Below are 20,182 nucleotides of genomic sequence, written 5' to 3' on the forward strand. Positions count from 1 at the left end.
CCGCGAGCGGGGCTGGGTGGTCACCCACGGCGAGATCGAGCCCGGGACCTTCGGACTGGCGGTGCCGGTGCGCCGCCGCCCTCCCGCGCCGCCCACCTGCATCAACCTGATCTCGCATCGCGAGGATGTCGTGCTGGGTGGCCGAGCTGCCGTGCTGGCGGCGGCCGCCCGGCTGTCCGAGATCCTCAGCTGAGATCTGCCGAGAGGAAAACGCCAATGCCAAGCGGTGCGCACGGGTGGGACGACGACGATTGGGATAACGCAGTCGACGTGGTGGTGCTGGGCACCGGCGGCGCCGGGCTCACCGCAGCCCTCACCGCGGCGGTGAACGGCGCATCGGTTGCCGTCTACGAGAAGGCCGCGACCGTGGGCGGCACCACCGCGGTCTCCGGTGGTATTGCCTGGATCCCCGCGCACAACCGGGTTCCCGGATTGACCGTCGAGGCCGCCTTGGACTACCTGCGGGCGCAGTCGTTCGGCGCGATGGACGAGGAGTTGGTCGCGACCTTCGTACAGACCGGCCAGGAGATGGTCGACTTCGTCGAGAAGCACAGCGACGTCTGCTTCGAGGTCGCCTCCGGATTCCCGGACTACAAGCCGGAGCTGCCCGGCGGGCGCCCGGGAGGTGGGCGTTCGCTGAGCCCACTGCCCTACGACATGTCCCGGCTGGGCCCCTGGAAAGACTGGCAGGACCGCATCACCGCGTTCCCGGCCGACTACAGCAACGTCGGGTTCGACGCCGAGACCCGCGCCCGGCTGCACGCCGACATCGGCAACGGAGCCGACGATCTCTGCGTGGCGGGCACCGCGCTGATCGCCGGGCTGCTCAAGGGCCTGCTGGATGCCGGCGTGACGCCGGCGACCAACTGTCGTGGCGTCGAGCTCATCGCCGGGGCCGACCACGGCATCGCGGGCGTGCGGGTCGAGCACGACGGCATGTCGCGCCGGGTGCGCGCCCGGCGGGGCGTCATCCTGGCCAACGGCGGATTCGAATGGGACACCGCCCTGGTGGAGGCATTCCTGCGGGGACCGATGCGGGGCGCGGTATCACCACCGGCCAACACCGGCGACGCACTGCGCATGGCGATGGCCCACGGCGCCGACCTGGCCAACATGGGCGAGGCGTGGTGGGTTCCGATCGTCCGGATCCCCGGCGACACCATCGGCGGCCAGCAGCGCAGCCGCAGTGTTCGACTGGAGCGCACCCGCCCGCGCAGCATCATCGTCAACCGGTCCGGGCGCCGGTTCGTCAACGAGGCCTGCGACTACAACTCGATGGCAGGCGCCTTCCACTATCTGGAGCCCCGCGGCGGCTACGTCAACGATCCGGCGTGGATCGTGTTCGACGCCGAGCACCTGCGCCGCTACGGTTTCCTCGGCGTCGCGCCCGCCGGCACCCCACCGGACTGGTTCTGCGAATCCCCCGACCTGTCCAGCCTGGCCGCCAAGACCGGCATCGACGCCCAGGGTCTGCACAGCACGGTGGCGGCCTGGAATCGCGGCGTCGCGGCGGGCGGGGATCCCGAGTTCGGGCGGGGCGCGAGCGCCTACGACGGCTACTGGGGCGATGACCAGGCGGACACCCCGGCCGGGCGCACCCTCGGCCCGATCAACACCGCGCCGTACTACGCCGTGCCGCTGTCGGTGGGGGCGATGGGCACCAAGGGCGGGCCGCGCACCGACCACGACGGCCGGGTCCTGCACGTCACCGGGCGGCCGATCCCGGGTCTGTTCGCCGCGGGCAATGCGATGGCCGGGGTGACCGGCCGGGCGTACGGTGGCGCGGGCGGCACCATCGGCCCGGCGATGGTCTTCGGCTTCCGCGCCGGACGTGCGGCGGCCGCCGGCGATCCGGCGACCGGAGCGTAATTCGCTCGGCACCAACCGGGCGGAAATGCTATTCTTCCGCGCAAAGAATTTGAATCTTTGGCAGTGCCGCTCCGGCTGGCGCCCAGCAGTGGAGGAGCCCGTGAGAACCCGGTTGAACCTCGGCGCGCCGCTGCTGGCGGGGAGCGTGGCGATCGCTGCCACGCTGACGGCCGCTGCGCCGGCGAGCGCCGACGATGCGGCACCGCACCGGGTCCGCTACCTGGTCAGCGCGACACAAACCGCGCAGGCGTACATCTACTACCGCGAGGTCCAGCCGCCCAACTTCGGCGAGTACAGCCACAACCCCTACCAGTACAGCCCGCGGGCGGACGTCACGGTCGGGCCCAACCAACCCTGGATCTTCGAGACCACCCTGGCCGACCCGCAGGACTGGGCCATGGTGGTGGTGTCGCTGCCCGGGATGCATGCCGAGTTGGCCGCGCCCGGGTTCGTCTGCGAACTGCGCATCGACGACGTCGTGGTCGCCACCGACGCCGGCACCAAGGGGGCGCTCTGCTCGCTCCGCACCTGGTGAGAGCCCCGGTGCTACCGTTTCGGGCTGGGTGGACAACGGACAGGAGGGCGTATGCCGTCGCGTGATCCGGCGAAACCGGGCGGTCACGGAAAGCATGCCGCCAAGGGCGCCTCGAAGGATGCGCTGACGCTGGCGGAAGCCGAGGCCAAAGCCGCCGAGGCGGCAGCGGAGTTGGCCCGCGCCCGCGCGGAGCTGCTCAAGGCGCAGCAGGGGTCCGAGCCGGAATCCAGCCGCAAGGTCGAGCTGGAAACCACACCGGACGTCGAGGCGTCCGAAGGTGCCGAGCCGGACTCCGGCGCCGAGGAGGGTGCCGTCGAAAAACCGGCTGAGCAGCCGCGCACGTCCACCGGCATCTGGAGACGACTGCGGTGGGTGGCGGCGACGCTGGCCGTGCTCGCCATCGGCGGGTTCCTCGCCGTTGATGTGCTGATGCTGTCCCACCACCGCGATGTCGCACAGCGCCAGCATCAACTGGGTGAGTACGCCGCGGCCGCGCGGCAGGGCGTGGTGACGCTGATGTCGTTGAACTACGAGACCGTCGACGACGACGTCAAGGCGATCCTGGACAACTCGACCGGTGAGTTCAAGAAGGACTTCGAAGCCCACGCCGGCGACTTCGCCAAGGTGGCCCGCGAGTCCAAAACCGTCACCACTATCGACACGGCGGTCGCGGGCGTGGAGTCGATGTCGGACAACGAGGCGGTGGTGCTGGTCGCGGCCACTACCAAGGTCACCAATACCGCCGGAGCGAAAGAGGAACCGCGCAGCTGGCGCCTCACTGTGCACCTGGCGCGTGAAGGCGACCAGGTCAAGATGTCGAAGGTGGACTTCGCGGCATGAGCGAACCCGATGAAGACGACGTGACACTCGATGCGGCCGACGCCGCGGAGCCTGCCGAACAGGTGGCCGACGAGGCACCGGCCGAGCAATCCCAAGCCGGCCCGACCGTCTCAACGGCGCGCTGGATCGCTGCCGCGCTGGGCGGGCTGCTGTTGGCGTCAGCGGCGCTGGCCGCCTGGCTGTACTTCGGTGTGCTGCGGGCAGATCAACAACTCGGCCCCGCGGGCGAACAGGCCGTGATGGCCGCTGCCGCCGACGGCGCGGTCGCGGTGTTGACTTACGCGCCGAAGACGATGGAGCAGGACTTCGCCGCCGCCGAGAGCCACCTCACCGGTGACTTCCTCTCGCATTACACCGATTTCACCCAGAAGGTCGTCACCCCGGCGGTCAAAGAGAAGGAAGTGCAGACGATCGCCGCCGTGGTTCGCAAGGGCATCGTGTCATTGCGTCCCGGCTCCGCCGAAGTGCTGATCTATCTCAACCAGACGACGATCAGCAAGACGAACCCCGACGGCTCCTACTCGATGAGCAGCGTCAAGGTCGGCTTGGAGAAGCACGGCGACCGGTGGCTGATCTCCTCGTTCGATCCGGTGTAACCGTCTACATCCGCACCAGAGCGAACGTCCAGGTGTTCACTCCGGCGGGACCGTTCATACAGCCCACGTCGAAATGTGATTCGACGACGCCGGCCAGCGTGTTGGCATCCCAGGTGTAGGTGTCGCGGGTCGGCATCGAGGGTCCGAACGGACAGTTCAGACCGTTGGGGTAATCCGAGGTGAAGGAGTATTGCCCGTTCACCAGCCGGGCGGTGCCGCCGTAGTATCCGCGGCCGAAGAAGTGCGGCCGGTCGATCGCGCTGACCTGAACACAGCCGGCCGGCAGGTCATCGAACTTGCCCATCGTCTCGCACGGGTAGGCCGCCCACACCCAGGTGGCGTCGGTCCACCGGTTGGTCAGCACGTCATAGTTGCCGTAGCGCATATCGGCCGCGGCGGGCGGCGCCACGGCCGTGGCAACCGCCAGCGCGCCGAGCGCTGCACCGACAGTGGTTCGCATCATGGGCCGAACTCCCTCGAATTGCCAGGACTGATGTGCCGCTAGAGGTCTCCGCGACGCCACAACGACTCGCCATCGGCGACACAGGTCAAGAAAAGCCCGTCGGGTGCCTGCGCCACCTCGCCGGAATATTCGTCGCACTTGCTGTTCTCCTCCTTGATGCCGTGCATCTCCGGGGAGCGGAACCAGCGCGGCTCGTAGCGGCGCGGCGACGCGCAGTACACCAGCCTGCCCGGCAGAGTGGAAGGCCCGGCAACAGCGGACCCGAAGACGAAGTAAGTCGTGTTGGAGCACGGCGCACCCAGCACAACATTGGGTGCGATTCCGGGTGTGCACGCCGGGACATCGCACATCGGCACATACGGGTCGGCAACCGACGGCGCCGCGGGCGTCACGGCGGCGACCGCCCCGGCGCCAAGTAGCGCCGCGACAAGCGCTTTCGTCACGTGAGTGGTCTGCATGGTCTCCCCTACCGCCTAGAGCCGCCGCACGCTCAGCGGCAGGACGATCACCGTCGGCTGGTTGCGTCCACACGCCCCCGAGACGCCGATCGTTCTGTCGTAGCCGACGAGCAGGTCGATGTTGCGTTTGTTGTACTGGCCGTTGGTGTCGCTGCCCTGGAACTGGTAGCGCTGCCGGCCCGGCGAGGTGGTGCCGTCCGGGCAGGTCTGCCAGTTCTCGTGGAAGCGGTCGACGATCCACCGCGAGGTGCGAAATTCCAGCGGCGCGGTCCAGCCCTGGTCGCTGCTGACCTGGCCGGTGCAGACGTGTGCGTTCTCGCAACTGGAACTGAACGTCCACACCGACGAGACGGTGACTTCGTTCATGAAAACCTCGTTGGTCTTGGCCCAGTCCCCGTTCGAGGTGACCTGGTAGGGGCCGTTGAGCTCGAAGCCCAGGGCGGCCTGCGCCGGTGGCGCCGGTGTCGACGCCAGGACGAGGCCGAAAGCCGCTGCGACGACGGTCAATTCAAGTGCGCGCATGTTTTGTCCTCCTTCGGCTAGGACGGCATCAGGTCGGTCCACGTCTTGGGGCCCGATCCGGGCATTAGGTTCGTCTGCTGCTCGTAGCGCCCGTCGGGGGTCATGTACTTGCCCGTGTTCGGGTCGTAGGGCAGCACCGCGACCGACGGTCCCGGGCCGGCGTTCGCCGAGGGAGCCGCACCCGGTGCTTCCGGGGGCGGCGCCGGCACCACCGGCCGCGGGGAATCCGGTGATGTCCCCGACGGCGTGGCCCACGGCGGCAACGGGGTGCCTCCGGTCGGGGCGAAGATCCGGTCGTTGAAATCGACCCGGTCATCGACCGGGATGCCCTGCTTGACCAGGTTCGGGTCGAACGGTCCGGGGCCGGTGAGGTGCTGACGCATCGCGATGGGCACGAACCCCTTCGGGTCGTCGCAGAGCTCGACCGTGGGCGCGCGCTTGCCCGGATGCTCGATGCACGGGAAGTTGCGGGCACCACGCACCGATACCGGTGAGTCCTGCGGCAGTTTGCAGTACAGGCCGTCGGGGGTGTCGATCGTGGTGGTGTCGGCCGGAGAACGCCAGGATGACGGAGGCAGAAACCCGACGGTGCACGGGTTGGGGTCACCGAAAGTGAGGGTGAAGTCGCCCTGCGGCAGACCGGTCGGGTTGTTCTTGGGCAGACCGAACGACTGCTGGGCGGCAATGTATCCGGGCAGCAGCACCATCAACTGTTCCAGCGACGGGTTGTAGACCATCAGCACTTGCCCGAGGGTGTTCAGGTTCGCCAGCAGGATCGGCAGGGTGGGCTTGAGATCCTGCATCAGACCGGACACTTCGTCGGCGAATCCGGGGCCCCGTTGCAGGATGGCGCGCAACTGCGGGTCGTTGACGGCGATCTGTTCGGAGATCCCGGCCACGCTGCGCGCCCAGGTCCGGATCGCGTCGGTGCTTCGGTCCTGGGAGTCCAGCAGTGGCGCAGCGTCATCGATCAGCCTGCGTACCTTGTCCGAGACCCGGTTGGCGTCACCGCTGATGGTGGTCGCCGAATCCAGCAGTGATTGGAAGTCGTAGCCGGCGCCTTCGAAGGCTTGGAAGGTCTCGTCGAGCAGGCCGCTGAGCCGGTCCTTGGGGATACTGTCGACCAGGGCACTGACCTGATCGAGCATCGGCCCGACCTGTTGGGGCACTTGGGTGTTGGACGCCGCGATCACCGAACCGTTCTGCAGGTAGGGGCCGTCATCGCTGCGCGGCAGCAGGTCGACGTACTGCTCGCCGATCGCCGACACGCTGCGCACCGAGGCCACCAGGTCGGCGGGGATTTTCGGCGATCGATCCAGGGACAGCGTGGCCCGTACACCGTTGCCGGTCAGCGCCACGTCGGTGACTGTGCCGATCTGCACGCCGTTGTAGGTGACGTTGGAGAATCGGTAGAGCCCGCCGGTCTCCGGCAGGTCCAGCTTGACCGTGACTCGGCCGATCCCGAGCAGGGTCGGCACCTGCATGTAGCCGAAGATCATGGCTCCGACGCCGATCACCGAGGCCACCAGGAACAGGATCAGCTGAATCCGCACAAAACGTGTCAGCATCTAGCCACCGCCTCCCGAACCGAGCGCCCCCGGCGGTAAGCCCTGGCTCGACGACCGCAGGATCGGTTCTTGCAGCGGGTCGTAGGAATAGTTCAAGTACCACGGGTCACCGGGCGCCGGAACGAGTTTCGCGTCTTCATCACCCCATTGCGTGCCGGCGAACATGGCGCGCTTGAGTCGCGGTTTGGTGAGGTCGAAGACGGCGAACAGGTTCAGGAAGTCGCCCCGCACGGCCCGCTCGATCGCATTGGGCCCGTAAGGGAAGGCCGAGGCGTAGGCCACTGCCGAGTTGAGTTCCGGACCGATATCGGCCAGCGAACGCAACGCCGGTTCGATGTGGATGAGGTCGGACACCAGTTGGTGCCCGGAGTCGTTGACCAGGCCGGCCGACAGGTCGCCGAACTGGCCCAGCTTGGTCATCGCGGTGACGAACTTGGGACGCTCCTTGATCAAGACGTCGATGGCCGGAGGAATCTTGTCCAGCGCACGGTGGATCGTGTCGCGCTGCCCGGCGAAAGTCGTGGCCGTCCGGTTCATCTCTTGGATAGCATCGACGATGTTGTTCCGCTGCCGGTCCAGCGCGCCGGTGAAGTTGTCCAGCCGGACGATCAGGTCGCGAATGTCGGCTTCCCGTCCCGCCATGGACGCGCTGAAGTTGTGGATGATGTCACCGATCTGGCCGAGCCCGCCCCCGTTGACGATCACCGCCAGCGACGACAGGGTCTGCTCGGTGGACGGATAGGTCGACGAGTCGCTCAAACCGATGGTGGCTCCGGACCTCAGCCGCCCCGTCGGCTGCTCTCCGATCGGCGGGTTGAGTGCCAGGTGCATCGAACCGAGCAGACTGGTCTGCCCTACGGTCGCGACTGCATTAGCCGGGACCTCGACGCCGGGGTTGACCGCGATGTCGACGTTGGCATGCCAGTTGCTGACGGTCATCTTGCCGACGCTGCCGATCACCACGTCGGAGAGCAGCACCGGCGAATTGGATTCCAGCGTCCCGACATTGGCCAGCTGCACGGTGAAATGCTGCGCCCCGGAACCTCGACCCTGAACACCGGGCAGCGCCACCGAGTTCAGCCCGCCGAAGGCACAGCCGGTCGTGGTGACGGCGACCAAAGCCGCGACCGCCGCGCTGCGCCGCAGGGAACGAAGACCGATCATGGCGTGGGCCCCCCTTCCGCGGGCAACGGACCGGGCGGCGGCCCTGGCGGCAGACCGCCCGGCAGCAGCATCCCGTCGAAGGTGGTCGGACTGGGCAGCGGCGTTCCGGGAATCAGCGGCGGCGTCGCTGCGGCGGGCAGCCCGTCCGGCACGTAGGAACCCCGCGGCTGCAACGGATCCGTCCATCCCGGTGGTGGCGGGACGTCGCCGTGCAATCCGGTGAAGGCCGAGATCGACGGCTCCTGTTCCGGCAAGTTCCCCGGGTGCTCGGCGTGCGGCATCAACGCCGGGTCGGTGTAGATCAACTTCTCCGGGCTGGCCGCCTTGGTCAGGTACGGGGACATCGGGAACGGGAGCCCGTTGAAATTCAGCAGCCGCATGGCCGGCCCGAGGTACTGCTCGCACAGCTTGCCGGTCTCCGTCGACGTCACGTTGCCGATCGCGCCGTTCATCGTGCAGATCGCCTGAACCGGGTTGCTGAAGTTGGCGAACGCGAACGAACCCACCGGGGTCCCGCTGGTCACGTTGTACATGTTGAGCGTGTTGGCGATCGCGTTCGGGGTGATATGCAGAATGTTGCGGAGCGCATTCTTCGAATCGACCAGCGTCTGACTGACATTGGCCACGCCCTGCAGCGCCTCGGCGGTTTCGGCGCGACTCCCCGCCACGAAATCCCGCACCGTGTCGATCGCGCCGGCGAAGTCGGTCAGAGCGGCATCCAAGTTGGATCGGCTGTCGTTGACCACGCTCGTCAACGTGGCGAGCCGCGACTCGAACACCACGATCTGCTGATCGCTGTCACGTAGCGCCGTCATGAACGTCTGGAGGCCCGAGATGATGTCGACGATGTTGCCGCTGCCCTCGGCGAAGATCCGGGCCACGCCGGACAGTTGCGCCAACGTCTCGCGCAGCTTGGCGCCGTTGCCGTCCATCGCATCGGCCGCGCTGTCGATGAAGCGCGACGCCGACGTTCCCGAAACACCGCTGCGCGGGCCCAGTTCCGCGGCAAGCCGGTTCAACTGGGTCTTGACCTCATCCCACTCGACCGGGACCGCGGTGTGCTCGCGCGGGATCACCGCGCCGTCAGCCAGGGTCGGCCCGTCGCCGCGGTGGTAGGCGGGGGTCAGTTGGACGAACCGGGCCGCCACCAGGTTGGGCGCGACGATGACCGCTTTGGCCGCGGCCGGGATCGGCACCTTGCGGTCGACGCGCAGGGTGAGCTTGGCCTGCGTGCCCTGCGGTTCGATGCGGTCGATAGTGCCGACCTTCACCCCGGCGACCCGGACCTCGTCACCGGGATAGATGGCGGTCGCGGTGGAGAAGTACGCGGTGATCCGAGTCGGTTTCAGGATGGTCTGGCGAACCAGGATGCCCGCACCCGCCAGTAGCAGCAGCGCCGCCAGGGCGACCGCCGCCATCTGCAGTGGTTTACGAGTCTTCATCGGGGCGGCAGGTCTCCTGGTTGCGGAATCCCATTGACCGGGAACGGCAGTTCGGCACGCGGCCCGGCATTGTCCGGCGGCTGTCCGGCGTCGACGCCGCGCCGGAAGCCGAAGATGTAATCGAGGAACGGCTGGAGCAGCTGCGGCAGGAACAGGTTCGGCACATAGGCGCTGTAGTAGGCCCCGTTGGACACCGTCTCGCCTTGGGTGAGTTCGTATTTCGCCAGGCCTGGCAGCGCTTTGGCGAGGTTGTCCCGGTTCTTCTCCAGGATCTTGTTCAGCTCGATGATCTTCGCCAGCGTCGGTTTGAGCTGTTCGTTGTTCTGGGCGACGAGTTCGGACAGCTGGCGCGACACCGCCGACGTGCTGACCAGCAGGTTGACGATCGCCTGCCGTCGGGTGTTGAGCACATCGACGAGACTGTCGGCGTCCAGGATCAGCGAGTTGATCTGCTGGCTGCGTTCGGAGAGCACACCGGTGAGCTCGGCGGCCGACTTCAGCAGGTCGGCAAGGCCCTCGTTGCGGCTGTTCACCGCGCGGGACAGTCTGCTCAGACCGTCGAACGTCGGCCCCAGCTGCGGGGCGATCTGGTCGATGGTGTCCGACAGGGTGTCCAACGACCGGTTCAGCGACTCGGTGTCGGTGCCGGCGGTATTGGAGGTCAGTTCGCCGACGACGTCGACCAATGAGTACGGCGACGACGTACGGGTGAGCGGGATGACCTCAAGCGGGCGCAGCTTGCCGCTGCCCGCCGGCTCCACGGTCAGCACCCGCTCGCCGAGCAACGACCCGGTGCGGATGTGCGCGGTGGTCTGCGAGCCCAGCGGGTATTTGCCGGCCAGGGTGAACGTCACCAGGGCGTCGCCGTTGTCGAGTGCGACATCGGTGACCGAGCCGACCTTGATCCCCGACAGCGTTACGTCGGCACCAGTGCTCAGGCCACCGGCTTCGGCGAACCGGGCCTGGTAACGCACGCAGGTGGCCCACTGGATCAGTTGCTCGGGCTGCAGCCCGATCGCGACGACGAAGGCTACGACCACGATGCCGATCAGGCCCATCCTGCTCAGATGGCTGCCGCGGTATCTCAGCATCAGCGCGCCCCCCGCCGTACCGGCGCGGCACCGGGCAACACGCTGCTCAGTCGGTGTCGCTGCATCGGCCCTCCTCCGCTTTGATCCAGGGGAACACCGCCGTACGGCCCTGGGTATCGCTGACCCGGATCTGCACAGCGCAGAGGTAGTACTGGATGAACCCGCCGTAGGCGCCGAGGCGGATGGCCTTGCGGTAGTTCTCCGGCGCCTTCTGCAACGACATGTCCAGGCCGGCCAGGTCCGCGTTGATGGCGGTGGTCAACCGATCGACCTGAGTGATGGTGTTGGTCAACGGATCCCGCGCGTTGCCGAGCAGATCGGCCAGCGATGCGGTGCCGCGGTCCAAGGCCGTCACCGCGGTCCCGATCGGGTCGCGGTCGGCCGCCAAGCCGGCGACCAGTTTGTTGAGTCGATCGATCGCCCCGGAAAACCGCTTGTCGCCGTTGGACAAGGTGGCCAGCGTGGTGCGCAGTTGGTCGATCAGGGACTCGATCACCTGGTTGTTGTCGGCCAGCGAGCTTGAGAACGACGACGTCCGAGACATCAATGATTCGATGGTGCCGCCTTGGCCCTGCATGATCTGGATCAGCGAGGCGGTAAGCGAGTTGACGTCCTGCGGATTCAGTCCGCGGATCACCGGCTTGAGGCCGTTGAGCAGCAGGTCCAAATCCAGTGCGGGCGCGGTCCGCTCCAGGGGAATCTCCGAGCCGGCCGGCAACAGCCGGGTCGAGCCCGGTCCGTCCGTCAGTTCCAGGTAGCGGTCGCCGACCAGATTCAAGTAGCGCACCGAGGCCTGCGTCCCGGTGGTGAGCGAAATGTTGCGGTCGGCCTGGAATTTCACCAGCACCGTGCCGTCTTTGCGTAGGGACACGCCCCCCACCGTGCCGACGCGCACGCCGGCCACCCGCACGCTGTCCCCGGATTTCAGCCGGGAGGCGTCGGAGAACACCGCCTGGTAGCCCACGGTCGGACCGGTGCGGACCTCGGCGAAGATCGCGAACAGAAATATCGTCGCCAGCACCATCACCGCGGCGTAGATGCCGAACTTGACCAGGGGTCCCAAAGAGCGTGTCATCCCGGCATCCCCACCTGGGCGCTGTTGCGCGGCGGCCCGCCGATCGGTCCGAACAGCGCCTGCTTGAGGCCATCGGAGTTGAGCAGGATGCCTTGGTTGCCGTATTCATACGGGTTGGCTCCGGTGTCGGCGATCAGCGCGGGCACCCGGTATTCCGGCGGCACGTCGGGCAGACCCAGTTCCGTGCAGTAGGAGCGGTCGGAGCGGGCCGCCACCTTCGGTAGGTGGTCGGGGTAGCGGTAGCGTTCCTTGGCCAACGTGAAGCTGGCGGTGATGATGATGCCGGGGACGTTGAACGGCGGCGAATTGGCGAAGGGCACCAAGCCGCCGATCGAACAGCCGAGTTCCTCGTGATATTTGTCCAGCAGCGCAGCAGTCGGCTCCAGCACATGCGTCAGGTCGGTCAGGGCCTGCCGGTTCTCGCCCAGCACCTCGTTGCCGGTATCGGCCAGACCGATGGCACTGAGCAGGAAGGTGTCCAGACTGTTGCGCTCAGCCACGATGCTGTCGCTCATGGTGCTGGTGGCGTTGAGCGCAGCGGTGAGGTCCGGTGCCGCGTCGGCGTACGACCGGAACACCGGCGGCATGGTGGCGGCCTCGTGTTCGAGAGTGTTCAGGCTGGGCTCGATCTCGGCCAGCAGCTTGTCGAAGTCGGTGAGCGCCTGCCCGATCTTCTGCCCGCGTCCGTTGAAGGCCGTCGAGACCGCGCTCAGCGTCTCGTTCAGCTTCTTCGGGTCGATCTTGTCCAATACCCGGACGAGCTGCTGGAACACCGTGTTGATTTCGACGGTGACGTGTTCGCCCGCCAGCACCTGACCGGCATGCAGCCGCGTGGCCTCCGGATCCGGCGGGGCCACCAACTCGACGGACTTGGCCCCGAACACCGTCGTGGAGGCGATCCGGGCGGTGACGTTCGCCGGAATCAACCGCAGTTGGTCGGGTTGCATCTCCAGCCGCAGCACCGCGGTGCCGTCCGGTCGAGGATCGATGGCCCCGACCTTGCCCACCTGAACCCCGCGCAGCTTGACCTTGGCGTCGGGATACATCACCAGACCGGCCCGCTGCGACACCACGCTGACCGGGACCGTGCGGGTGAAGCTGCCCCGGAACAAGCCGATCGCCAGCCCGACGACAGCCGCGATCGTCACGATGGTCACCAGCCCGATCAGTGGCCGCAGGTAGGCCGGTTGCTTCCCTCGCTGCGAGCCGGGCCGATGTCGTCCCGCGGCGGAGCCCCGGTGAATCCCCTCGTCGGATTCCCGGTCCATCGGCGGATCTGCGGTCGCTCCGAGAACCATTAGGCCGCCGCCACCGCGACGTCAGCGTGATCCATCGCCGCCGCCCCTTTCCACGATGGTGACCGCCGATACCGCAGTCGGCCCCCCGATGTTGTGCGCCAAGCCAATCCGGGCGCCATCGACTTGATTGACCGCCGTACCGCGCAACTGCTCGAAGAGTTCTACGCACTGTCCCACACCGGTGGCACCCGGCGGGTGGCCTTTGCACTTCAAGCCTCCGCTGGGGTTCACCGGCAGCGCGCCCCCGACGCTGGTCGCCTCGGTTTCCAGCAGCTTGTAAGCCTCGAACCGGTCAGCGAAGCCGAGATCTTCGTAGCTGATCAGCTCCACCCCGGTGAAATAGTCGTGCACCTCCGCGACGTCGATGTCGGCTGGCGTCAATCCGGCCATGGCGAACGCCTGCTTGGCGGCGCGCACCGTCGCCGGAAACGTGGTCATGTCGCGCTTGTGCTGATGCATCACCGAGTCCAGCCCCAGGCCGACGCCGCGGATCCACACCGGTCGATCAGTGAAGCGGTCGACCACCTCCTCGGCGGCCAGCACCAGCGCCGCGGCGCCATCGCTCTGCGGCGCACAGTCATAGACCCCGAACGGCGACACCACCGTGGGCGCCTCGAGGGCTTGTTCGAGGGTGATCTCGAAGCGCAGCCGCGCCTTGGGGTTGGCCACGCCGTGCCGGTGGTTCTTTACCGCCACCATCGCCAGGTGTTCCCGGGTGGCGGGCGATTCGTGCAGGTAACGCTGCAGATGCAGGGCGAAACCTGCGGGGGCGACCAGGCCGAGCGGGTAATCCCACGCCATATCGCGCACTGCCCCCTCCCAGGCCCACAGCATGTCCTTGGTGGCGATCTCACGCAGCTTGTCCGCGCCGATGACCAGGGCGACGTCCACCGCCCCGGAGGCGACCGCGAACAGTGCGTTGCGGACCGCGTCGTTGCCGGTGGCGCAGGAGTTCTCCACCCGGGTCACCGGCAGGTCCGGCAGCCCGAGGGTGTCGGCCAGGATCCCGGACGGAAACCCGTCGGTGGTGCCCAGCGCCCCGAACCAGGCCGCCTGGACATCGGTCTTGGCCATTCCCTTGTCGACGGTGGCGGCGCACTCGGCGAAGGCCATCGGCAACAGGTCCTTGATGCCCAGCGCGAAATGCTCCCGAAATGGCGTCATACCGGCGCCGACGATTCCTACGCGCCGCATGCGACCGCCTCGGGTTGATCCGCCGGGTCGAAGGGTTCGAAGGCGTAGCCGTAGTCGGGCACCCCGGAGCGCATCGCGATCCGGCGCAGCACCAGACGGCCGCGGTCGCCGATCCAGGCGCTGCCGGCTGGGGCTCCGGTCACTTTCACCAGCGCACGGACCGCCACGTCGTCGAGTTCGACGATCACCAGCGAGTAGGGCGTCCGCAGGCCGGGCACCGGCAGGTGCACGCTGACCTCGGTGTAGACGGTGCCGGTGCGCGGTAGTTCCACCAGCTCGTAGTCGGTGCTCAGCGTGCTGTCGTCGCCGACCCGGTAGCGGGGCGGGAAGTCGAGTTCGTCGCTGTCGGGGTGCTTGCCCGCCTCCCAGCGCACTTTGGCCTCGAAGGCCCGCTCGTAGGCGGCCAGTGAGATCGGCAGGTCCGCTCCCGGCGTCATCACGCTCGGCGGTACCGGCCGGGCCACCGGTTCACGACGGTGCATCGCGACCTCGCCGCCGGCCACATTGATACCGGACAGGTTGGCCTGCTCGACGGCGACCAGCGGTCCCTCGGTCTGGGTCTCGGCCAGCACCGCCAACGCGAACAGCCCCGAGCTGGCGCCGGTCGTCGGCAGCGGCGCGGGCTCGCCGCTGCACAGGGCGACCGCGCGCTCGTGCTCGACACCGGCCAGCATCACCGGGGTGTCGGCCCAGGCCTGGGCCAGCGATGTCACCACCCCGCGCTCGTGCAGCAGCCGCGGGTCACCGTAGTCGTGCACCACCCCGACCGCATTGCGGGTACGCACCGGCAGGCTGCGCGCGATCCGGGCCGCGGTGCGCACCCGCAGTCCGCTCTCGGCGGTGAGTACTGCCACGGCGCCGCTCCCATGCGGCGGTCCCAGCTTCGCCTCTCCTCCGTCGAGCCTCGCTGAACCGCCGGCAGGATCCAGATCGACACCGATGACCAGGGTCCGGGGCCGCGCCGAGCTCAACGCGTCGAGTGCGGCGGGCGCACCACCGAGTCGTTCGACCACTTCCAGTTCCGGATCCAGACCCAACCCCGCCAGCAGCACCGCGGCGTTGCTGCTCTCGGTCAGCGGAAGATCGCGGCTCACGACCACGAGCCGTTCCACCGCACCGCCGGCGGCCAGCGCGGCGCGGCCGGCCTCGACAGCCAAAGTGATGGCGTCCTCGTCGTCACCGGCCAGCCGCCGCAGGGGGGTTCCCCAGCACGGCAGGTAGGTGCCAATCGAAGCTACGTACGGCATCGCGATCCCAGACTTCTCAGGTGACCGCGCCGACGGTCTTCAGCTCGATGATGCGGTCCCAGTCCAGTCCGAGGTCGGCCAGGATCTCGTCGGTCTGCTCGGCGAAGCCGGGGGCCGGGCCGGTTTCCGCGGCGGTGACATCGAATTGGACCGGGTTGGCGACCAACTCGAGCTCGCCGGCCTGCACGATGTAGTCGTTGGCGCGGATCTGCGCGTCCTGGGCGGCCTGCAGGGTGTCCTGGACCGGCGCCCACGGGCCGGCCAGCGTGGCGAAGCGCTCACTCCACTCGGGCAGCGTCCGCTTGGCCATCGCCTCGCGCAGGATCTCCACGGCCGCCGGGGTGTGCTCGGCGAACGACTGCGCGGTGGCGAACCGCGGATCGTCGATGTAGGCGTCGAGTTCCATGTGTTGGCACACGTCGGCCCAGAACTTGGTGGGCTGCATCATGACAAACGAGATGTAGCGCTCGTCGGCGGTCGCGTAGACCCCGACCAGCGGGTTGATCGGCGAGCCGTGCACACCGGGCGGCTGTTGGACCAGACGCTCGCCCAGATGACTGGTCAAGGCGACGGTGTGGCCCATGGCCCACAGGCCGCTGCCCAGCAGTGAGACGTCGACGACCGAGGGCTCACCGGTGCGCTCCCGCTTGAACAGTGCCGCCGCGATACCGCCGGCGAGGTTGGTGCCGGAGATGGTGTCGCCGTAGGCGGGCCCCGGCGGTGCGATCATGCCCGCGATACCGGGGGGGGTGATGGTGGCCGCGGTACCGGCGCGACACCAGAAGGCGGTCATGTCGTAGCCGCCTTTTTCCGATTCGATGCCGCGGGGCCCCAGCGCGCTGCCGCGGGCGTAGATGATCTTCGGGTTGACCGCGCGGATGTCTTCGACGTCCATGGCGAACTTCTTGCGGTGGCCCGGCAGAAAACTGGTCAGGAAAACGTCTGCCCGCTTTGCCAATTCGAGCAACACTTCGCGGCCTTGCGGTATCGACACGTCCAGGCCGATGCTGCGCTTGCCGCGGTTGGCGTGCTCGATGTTGGGGTTGGGGTCGCCCTCGACCCGCAGCATGCCGGTCTGCCGCAGCCCGCGCTGTGGATCGCCGGTGACCGCGTGTTCGACTTTGATGACCTCGGCACCCCATTCGGCCAGCACCGCACCGGCCGACGGGACGAAGCCGTACATCGCGACCTCGAGCACCCGGATGCCCTCCAGCGGCCTCATTCGGCGGCTCCCACGGGCGCTGCGAAGGTCTTGCTCTCCAGGAATTCCTCCAGCCCCGCGACGCCCATCTCCCGGCCGATGCCGGACTGCTTGTATCCCCCGAACGGGGCGTCGGGACTGAAGTAGTTGCCGCCGTTGATGGAGAACGTTCCGGTGCGGATCCGCCGGGCCAGCGCCACCGCCCGATCCTGGCTGCCGAAGACCGCGCCGGACAGCCCGTAGATCGAGTTGTTGGCGATCCGCACCGCGTCGTCGTCATCGTCGTAGGCGATCACCGTCAGCACCGGCCCGAAGACTTCTTCCTGGGCGATCTCGCTGTCCGGGTCGACTCCTGTGAGCAGCGTGGGGGTGTAGAAGAAGCCGGGGTCAACCTTTTCGCCGCCGGTCACCAAGGTGGCTCCCGCGGCGACCGCGCGCTGCACCATGCCGTCGACCTTGTCGCGCTGTTTGGCGCTGATCAGCGGGCCCATGTAGGTCTTCGGATTCGTCGGGTCGCCGTAGCGCACGTGGGAGAAGTTGGTCTTGATCAACTCGACGATCTCGTCGTGATGGGTATTGGGCACCAGCAGCCGCGACGTCAGGGCACAGCCCTGGCCGGCGTGGGTGACCATCGAGAACGAGGCGAAGACCGCGGCCATGTTGAAGTCGGCGTCGTCGAGCACGATCGCCGCGGACTTGCCGCCGAGTTCGAGGAAGACCCGCTTGAGCGTCTCGCTGGCGGCGGCCATGATCGCCCGCCCGGTGGGGGTGGATCCGGTAAAGGTGACCATGTCAACGTCCGGGTCGGTGGTCAGCACCGCGCCGACCTGCGCGTCTGACGAGCTGAGCACATTGACGACGCCGGCCGGGATGTCGGTGTGGTTGGCGATGAGCTCCCCGAGCGCCAACGTCACCAGCGGGGTGTCGGGGGCGGCCTTGAGCACCAGGGTGCAACCGGCGGCCAGCGCGGGGGCCAGCTTCGCCAGCGCCAGCTGGTTGGGGTAGTTGTAGGCGATGATCGCGGCGACGACGCCGGCGGCTTCTTTCTCCACCCAGCGGTGGTGCAGCATCCCGCGACTCTCGACGTTGCCGAGGTCTTCGGTCAACGGATAGTCGCGGAGCAGATCGGCGTAGTAGCGCACGATCGCGATCGGCTGATCCAGCTGAGCGCCCTGGGTCAGCGCCGCCGTGGCTCCGACCTCGGCGATGGTGAGCGCGGCGAGTTCGTCGCGGTGCTCGACCAGAGCCGTGTGCAGTTGGTCCAGGCAGCGGATCCGCAGCGCGGTGTCGGTGGCCCAGTCGCCGGTGTCGAATGCGCGCCGCGCCGCCGCGACGGCTGCGGTGGCCTGCGCCACCTCGGCGTCGGGCGCGTAGCCCAGGACTTCCCCGGTGGCCGGGTTGAGCGACGCGAAAGTACGGTCGGCGCCCACCAGCTTGCCGTCGATCAGCAGTTGCCGGGCGGCAACCTGCTCGGTGGCCTGCGCGCCGCCGGGACCATCGGCGATGGTCGCTGCCGTTTCCTGCGAACCCATGCAAGCCTCCCGCCGGGTAACTACATTCTCATGTGCGGCGAATCATACATCTCGTCAGGGAGAACTCAAGCGGAGTCGGAAACCTGTCAGCCCTACCGCTGGGCGACACCTCAGCGCCGCGATTCCGCATCATCCCTGATGAGAGCCGGTTCGTCCGAGCCTTGCCAGAAACAGTTGTACGAGAGTACGATTCTCACACCTTGGAAAGGGGATTCTTTGTGGGCGAGACGGGCCTCGTGAGAACGGCTGTAGTGACCGGAGGCGCCTCGGGCATCGGCGCGGCCGTGGTGAGCCGCTTGCGCGCCGAGGGGCACCGGGTGGCGGTCATTGACCTCAAGCCGGGCGAGCAGGATCTCGCCTTCGCCGCCGACGTCACCGACCGCGGACAGATCGACGCCGCCTTGTCGCAGATCCGCCAACAGCTGGGGCCGGTCACCATCCTGGTCAACGCCGCCGGAAAAGACGGCTTCAAGAAGTTCAGCCACATCAGCTTCGAGGACTGGCAGCAGATCATCGACATCAACCTCAACGGTGTCTTCCACACCGTCCAGGCGGTGCTGCCCGACATGGTCGAGGCCGGCTGGGGACGCATCGTCAACATCTCCTCGTCGAGCACGCACTCCGGCACCCCATATATGGCGCACTACGTCGCGGCCAAGTCCGCGGTGAACGGACTCACCAAGACCCTGGCTCTGGAGTACGGGCCGAGCGGCATCACCGTCAACGCCGTGCCGCCGGGCTTCATCGACACCCCGATGCTGCGCAACGCCGATCGCCAGGGGTTCCTCGGCAACATCGAGGACAACATCGCCAAGACCCCAGTGCGCCGGATGGGCAGACCCGAAGACATCGCCGCGGCGTGCGCCTTCCTGATCTCCGAGGAGGCCGGCTACATCACCGGGCAGATCCTGGGCGTCAACGGCGGTCGCAACACCTGACATTCGCCGCACCGAGGCATTCGATAACGAAAGGAACAGCTGTGGGACGCGTTGCCGGAAAGGTCGCATTCATCACGGGGGCAGCCCGTGGGCAGGGCCGCAGCCACGCGCTGCGGCTGGCCGAGGAGGGCGCCGACATCATCGCGGTCGACCTGTGCCAGGACATCGAGACGATCGGCTATCCGATGGCACGGCCCGAAGACCTCGAGGAGACCGCCAAGCTGGTCGAGAAGACCGGTCGCGGCATCGTCACCGCGCAGGCCGATGTGCGCGACGCGGCAGCGCTGAAGACCGCGCTGGACGCCGGGATCGCCGAGTTCGGCAAGCTCGACATCGTCGTCGCGCAGGCCGGTGTGGCCGGCATGAAGGGAAATCCGCCCCTGCAGGCCTGGATCGACGTCATCAACACCAACCTGGTCGGCACCATCAATGGCATCCAGGTCGCACTGCCCCACCTGGGCGAGGGCGCGTCGATCATCGCCACCTCCTCGGCGGCGGCGTTGATGGACGCCCACCAGAAGGCCAATCCCGGTAACGACCCGGGCGGCATGGCCTACATGACCTCCAAACGCCTTATGGCGCAGTACGTTCACGATCTGGCCACCGAGCTGGCGGTGCGCGGTATCCGCGCCAACGTCATCCACCCGACAAACTGCAACACCGACATGTTGCAGAGCGAGCCGATGTACCGGTCCTTCCGCCCGGACCTGGAGCACCCGACCCGCACCGACGCCGAACCGGTGTTCTACGTGCAGCAGGCGATGAAGGTCCCGTTCATCGAACCCGAGGACATCTCCAACGCGGTGCTCTGGCTCGCCTCCGAAGAGGCCCGCTACGTCACCGGGATGCAGTTGCGGGTCGACGCAGGCGGATACCTCAAGTGGTACGACTACCACGTCTGATTGCGGCGCTGGGAAATTCGGCACGTTCGATAGGAGCAGCATGAAAGTTTGGGTTGACCCGGAGCGCTGTCAGGGCCACGGCCTGTGCAAGATGATCGCGCCGGATTCCTTCGACCTCGACGACATCGACGGTCACTCCACGGCGGCAAATGAGGTCGTCCCCGCCGACCAACAAGACCTGGTACGTGAAGCGGCCCGGTCATGCCCGGAGCAGGCCATCATCCTCACGGACGACGCCAGTCAGTAA

20 protein-coding genes and 1 pseudogene are annotated in these 20,182 nt (G+C 67.6%); 8 read left to right on the forward strand and 13 right to left on the reverse strand.

The features are described from left to right. The 5 genes and pseudogenes from A5648_RS20510 to A5648_RS20530 all read left to right on the forward strand — a co-directional run. Nucleotides 1–193: pseudogene (locus A5648_RS20510) on the forward strand (IclR family transcriptional regulator); the annotation flags it as partial. A 23-nt stretch (nucleotides 194–216) separates the two neighbouring features. Beyond that, nucleotides 217–1,869, forward strand: coding sequence for an FAD-dependent oxidoreductase (locus A5648_RS20515; protein WP_065026322.1), 1,653 nt, complete (start codon nucleotides 217–219; stop codon nucleotides 1,867–1,869). A gap of 100 nt (nucleotides 1,870–1,969) precedes the next feature. Further along, nucleotides 1,970–2,404 (forward strand): hypothetical protein, encoded by a 435-nt coding sequence (locus A5648_RS20520; protein WP_428844365.1) that lies wholly within the window; start codon nucleotides 1,970–1,972, stop codon nucleotides 2,402–2,404. Between the two features lie 51 nt (nucleotides 2,405–2,455). Then, nucleotides 2,456–3,244: a VirB8/TrbF family protein gene (locus A5648_RS20525; protein ID WP_065026323.1), complete on the forward strand. Its 789-nt coding sequence runs from the start codon at nucleotides 2,456–2,458 to the stop codon at nucleotides 3,242–3,244. Beyond that, nucleotides 3,241–3,840, forward strand: coding sequence for a twin-arginine translocation pathway signal (locus A5648_RS20530; RefSeq protein ID WP_065026324.1), 600 nt, complete (start codon nucleotides 3,241–3,243; stop codon nucleotides 3,838–3,840). Before A5648_RS20525 ends, A5648_RS20530 begins: the two co-directional genes overlap by 4 nt. A 4-nt stretch (nucleotides 3,841–3,844) precedes the next feature. On the opposite strand, the gene A5648_RS20535 is transcribed toward A5648_RS20530, so the two are convergent. Genes A5648_RS20535 through A5648_RS20595 form a run of 13 tightly spaced genes read right to left on the reverse strand, consistent with a single transcriptional unit; the run spans nucleotide 3,845 to nucleotide 18,095 of the window. Continuing rightward, nucleotides 3,845–4,303: a hypothetical protein gene (locus tag A5648_RS20535; RefSeq protein ID WP_065026325.1), complete on the reverse strand. Its 459-nt coding sequence runs from the start codon at nucleotides 4,301–4,303 to the stop codon at nucleotides 3,845–3,847. A 38-nt stretch (nucleotides 4,304–4,341) separates the two neighbouring features. Further along, nucleotides 4,342–4,761: a hypothetical protein gene (locus tag A5648_RS20540; protein ID WP_065026326.1), complete on the reverse strand. Its 420-nt coding sequence runs from the start codon at nucleotides 4,759–4,761 to the stop codon at nucleotides 4,342–4,344. 15 nt (nucleotides 4,762–4,776) lie between these two features. Then, nucleotides 4,777–5,283 (reverse strand): hypothetical protein, encoded by a 507-nt coding sequence (locus tag A5648_RS20545; RefSeq protein WP_065026327.1) that lies wholly within the window; start codon nucleotides 5,281–5,283, stop codon nucleotides 4,777–4,779. 17 nt (nucleotides 5,284–5,300) lie between these two features. Next, the gene (locus tag A5648_RS20550) at nucleotides 5,301–6,851 is read right to left on the reverse strand and encodes an MCE family protein (RefSeq protein ID WP_065026328.1); all 1,551 of its coding nucleotides are present in this window, start codon (nucleotides 6,849–6,851) and stop codon (nucleotides 5,301–5,303) included. Continuing rightward, nucleotides 6,852–8,015 carry an MCE family protein gene (locus tag A5648_RS20555; protein ID WP_065026329.1) on the reverse strand — a complete coding sequence of 388 codons (1,164 nt, stop codon included), beginning with the start codon at nucleotides 8,013–8,015 and terminating at the stop codon, nucleotides 6,852–6,854. It lies immediately after the preceding gene. Next, nucleotides 8,012–9,457 carry an MCE family protein gene (locus A5648_RS20560; RefSeq protein WP_065026330.1) on the reverse strand — a complete coding sequence of 482 codons (1,446 nt, stop codon included), beginning with the start codon at nucleotides 9,455–9,457 and terminating at the stop codon, nucleotides 8,012–8,014. The genes A5648_RS20555 and A5648_RS20560 overlap by 4 nt, the downstream gene beginning before the upstream one ends. Next, nucleotides 9,454–10,548, reverse strand: coding sequence for an MCE family protein (locus A5648_RS20565; protein ID WP_065026331.1), 1,095 nt, complete (start codon nucleotides 10,546–10,548; stop codon nucleotides 9,454–9,456). The genes A5648_RS20560 and A5648_RS20565 overlap by 4 nt, the downstream gene beginning before the upstream one ends. 46 nt (nucleotides 10,549–10,594) lie before the next feature. Next, nucleotides 10,595–11,623, reverse strand: a complete 1,029-nt coding sequence (locus tag A5648_RS20570) for an MCE family protein (RefSeq protein ID WP_065026332.1) — start codon at nucleotides 11,621–11,623, stop codon at nucleotides 10,595–10,597. Continuing rightward, nucleotides 11,620–12,921, reverse strand: a complete 1,302-nt coding sequence (locus A5648_RS20575; protein WP_234787503.1) for an MCE family protein — start codon at nucleotides 12,919–12,921, stop codon at nucleotides 11,620–11,622. The genes A5648_RS20570 and A5648_RS20575 overlap by 4 nt, the downstream gene beginning before the upstream one ends. A 21-nt stretch (nucleotides 12,922–12,942) precedes the next feature. After that, a complete protein-coding gene (locus tag A5648_RS20580) occupies nucleotides 12,943–14,115 on the reverse strand; it encodes a thiolase C-terminal domain-containing protein (protein ID WP_065026333.1) in 1,173 nt (390 codons plus the stop codon). Then, the gene (locus A5648_RS20585; protein WP_065026334.1) at nucleotides 14,103–15,362 is read right to left on the reverse strand and encodes a Zn-ribbon domain-containing OB-fold protein; all 1,260 of its coding nucleotides are present in this window, start codon (nucleotides 15,360–15,362) and stop codon (nucleotides 14,103–14,105) included. The genes A5648_RS20580 and A5648_RS20585 overlap by 13 nt, the downstream gene beginning before the upstream one ends. Before the next feature lie 16 nt (nucleotides 15,363–15,378). Beyond that, nucleotides 15,379–16,584 carry a CaiB/BaiF CoA transferase family protein gene (locus tag A5648_RS20590; RefSeq protein WP_065026335.1) on the reverse strand — a complete coding sequence of 402 codons (1,206 nt, stop codon included), beginning with the start codon at nucleotides 16,582–16,584 and terminating at the stop codon, nucleotides 15,379–15,381. Then, nucleotides 16,581–18,095, reverse strand: a complete 1,515-nt coding sequence (locus A5648_RS20595) for an aldehyde dehydrogenase family protein (protein ID WP_065026336.1) — start codon at nucleotides 18,093–18,095, stop codon at nucleotides 16,581–16,583. Before A5648_RS20595 ends, A5648_RS20590 begins: the two co-directional genes overlap by 4 nt. Nucleotides 18,096–18,331: 236 nt before the next feature. Between A5648_RS20595 and A5648_RS20600 the strand changes: the two genes are divergently transcribed. The 3 genes from A5648_RS20600 to A5648_RS20610 are packed head-to-tail and all read left to right on the forward strand — an operon-like array spanning nucleotide 18,332 to nucleotide 20,182. Continuing rightward, nucleotides 18,332–19,033, forward strand: a complete 702-nt coding sequence (locus A5648_RS20600) for an SDR family NAD(P)-dependent oxidoreductase (protein ID WP_065026358.1) — start codon at nucleotides 18,332–18,334, stop codon at nucleotides 19,031–19,033. A 41-nt stretch (nucleotides 19,034–19,074) separates the two neighbouring features. After that, complete coding sequence (locus A5648_RS20605) at nucleotides 19,075–19,935, forward strand: mycofactocin-coupled SDR family oxidoreductase (RefSeq protein WP_065026337.1); 861 nt, start codon at nucleotides 19,075–19,077, stop codon at nucleotides 19,933–19,935. A gap of 40 nt (nucleotides 19,936–19,975) precedes the next feature. After that, entirely contained in the window at nucleotides 19,976–20,182 is a 207-nt protein-coding gene (locus A5648_RS20610) for a ferredoxin (protein ID WP_065026338.1), read from the forward strand.

The organism is Mycolicibacter sinensis, from assembly GCF_001673565.1.
GTDB lineage: Bacteria > Actinomycetota > Actinomycetes > Mycobacteriales > Mycobacteriaceae > Mycobacterium > Mycobacterium sinense_C.

Excerpts from the sequence above, each read along its gene's own strand:
- A5648_RS20515 (WP_065026322.1), top strand. The coding sequence starts at position 217 with ATGCCAAGCGGTGCGCACGGGTGGGACGACGACGATTGGGATAACGCA.
- A5648_RS20525 (WP_065026323.1), top strand. The coding sequence starts at position 2,456 with ATGCCGTCGCGTGATCCGGCGAAACCGGGCGGTCACGGAAAGCATGCC.
- A5648_RS20530 (WP_065026324.1), top strand. The coding sequence starts at position 3,241 with ATGAGCGAACCCGATGAAGACGACGTGACACTCGATGCGGCCGACGCC.
- A5648_RS20535 (WP_065026325.1), bottom strand. The coding sequence starts at position 4,303 with ATGATGCGAACCACTGTCGGTGCAGCGCTCGGCGCGCTGGCGGTTGCC.
- A5648_RS20540 (WP_065026326.1), bottom strand. The coding sequence starts at position 4,761 with ATGCAGACCACTCACGTGACGAAAGCGCTTGTCGCGGCGCTACTTGGC.
- A5648_RS20545 (WP_065026327.1), bottom strand. The coding sequence starts at position 5,283 with ATGCGCGCACTTGAATTGACCGTCGTCGCAGCGGCTTTCGGCCTCGTC.
- A5648_RS20550 (WP_065026328.1), bottom strand. The coding sequence starts at position 6,851 with ATGCTGACACGTTTTGTGCGGATTCAGCTGATCCTGTTCCTGGTGGCC.
- A5648_RS20555 (WP_065026329.1), bottom strand. The coding sequence starts at position 8,015 with ATGATCGGTCTTCGTTCCCTGCGGCGCAGCGCGGCGGTCGCGGCTTTG.
- A5648_RS20560 (WP_065026330.1), bottom strand. The coding sequence starts at position 9,457 with ATGAAGACTCGTAAACCACTGCAGATGGCGGCGGTCGCCCTGGCGGCG.
- A5648_RS20565 (WP_065026331.1), bottom strand. The coding sequence starts at position 10,548 with ATGCTGAGATACCGCGGCAGCCATCTGAGCAGGATGGGCCTGATCGGC.
- A5648_RS20570 (WP_065026332.1), bottom strand. The coding sequence starts at position 11,623 with ATGACACGCTCTTTGGGACCCCTGGTCAAGTTCGGCATCTACGCCGCG.
- A5648_RS20575 (WP_234787503.1), bottom strand. The coding sequence starts at position 12,921 with ATGGTTCTCGGAGCGACCGCAGATCCGCCGATGGACCGGGAATCCGAC.
- A5648_RS20580 (WP_065026333.1), bottom strand. The coding sequence starts at position 14,115 with ATGCGGCGCGTAGGAATCGTCGGCGCCGGTATGACGCCATTTCGGGAG.
- A5648_RS20585 (WP_065026334.1), bottom strand. The coding sequence starts at position 15,362 with ATGCCGTACGTAGCTTCGATTGGCACCTACCTGCCGTGCTGGGGAACC.
- A5648_RS20590 (WP_065026335.1), bottom strand. The coding sequence starts at position 16,584 with ATGAGGCCGCTGGAGGGCATCCGGGTGCTCGAGGTCGCGATGTACGGC.
- A5648_RS20595 (WP_065026336.1), bottom strand. The coding sequence starts at position 18,095 with ATGGGTTCGCAGGAAACGGCAGCGACCATCGCCGATGGTCCCGGCGGC.
- A5648_RS20610 (WP_065026338.1), top strand. The coding sequence starts at position 19,976 with ATGAAAGTTTGGGTTGACCCGGAGCGCTGTCAGGGCCACGGCCTGTGC.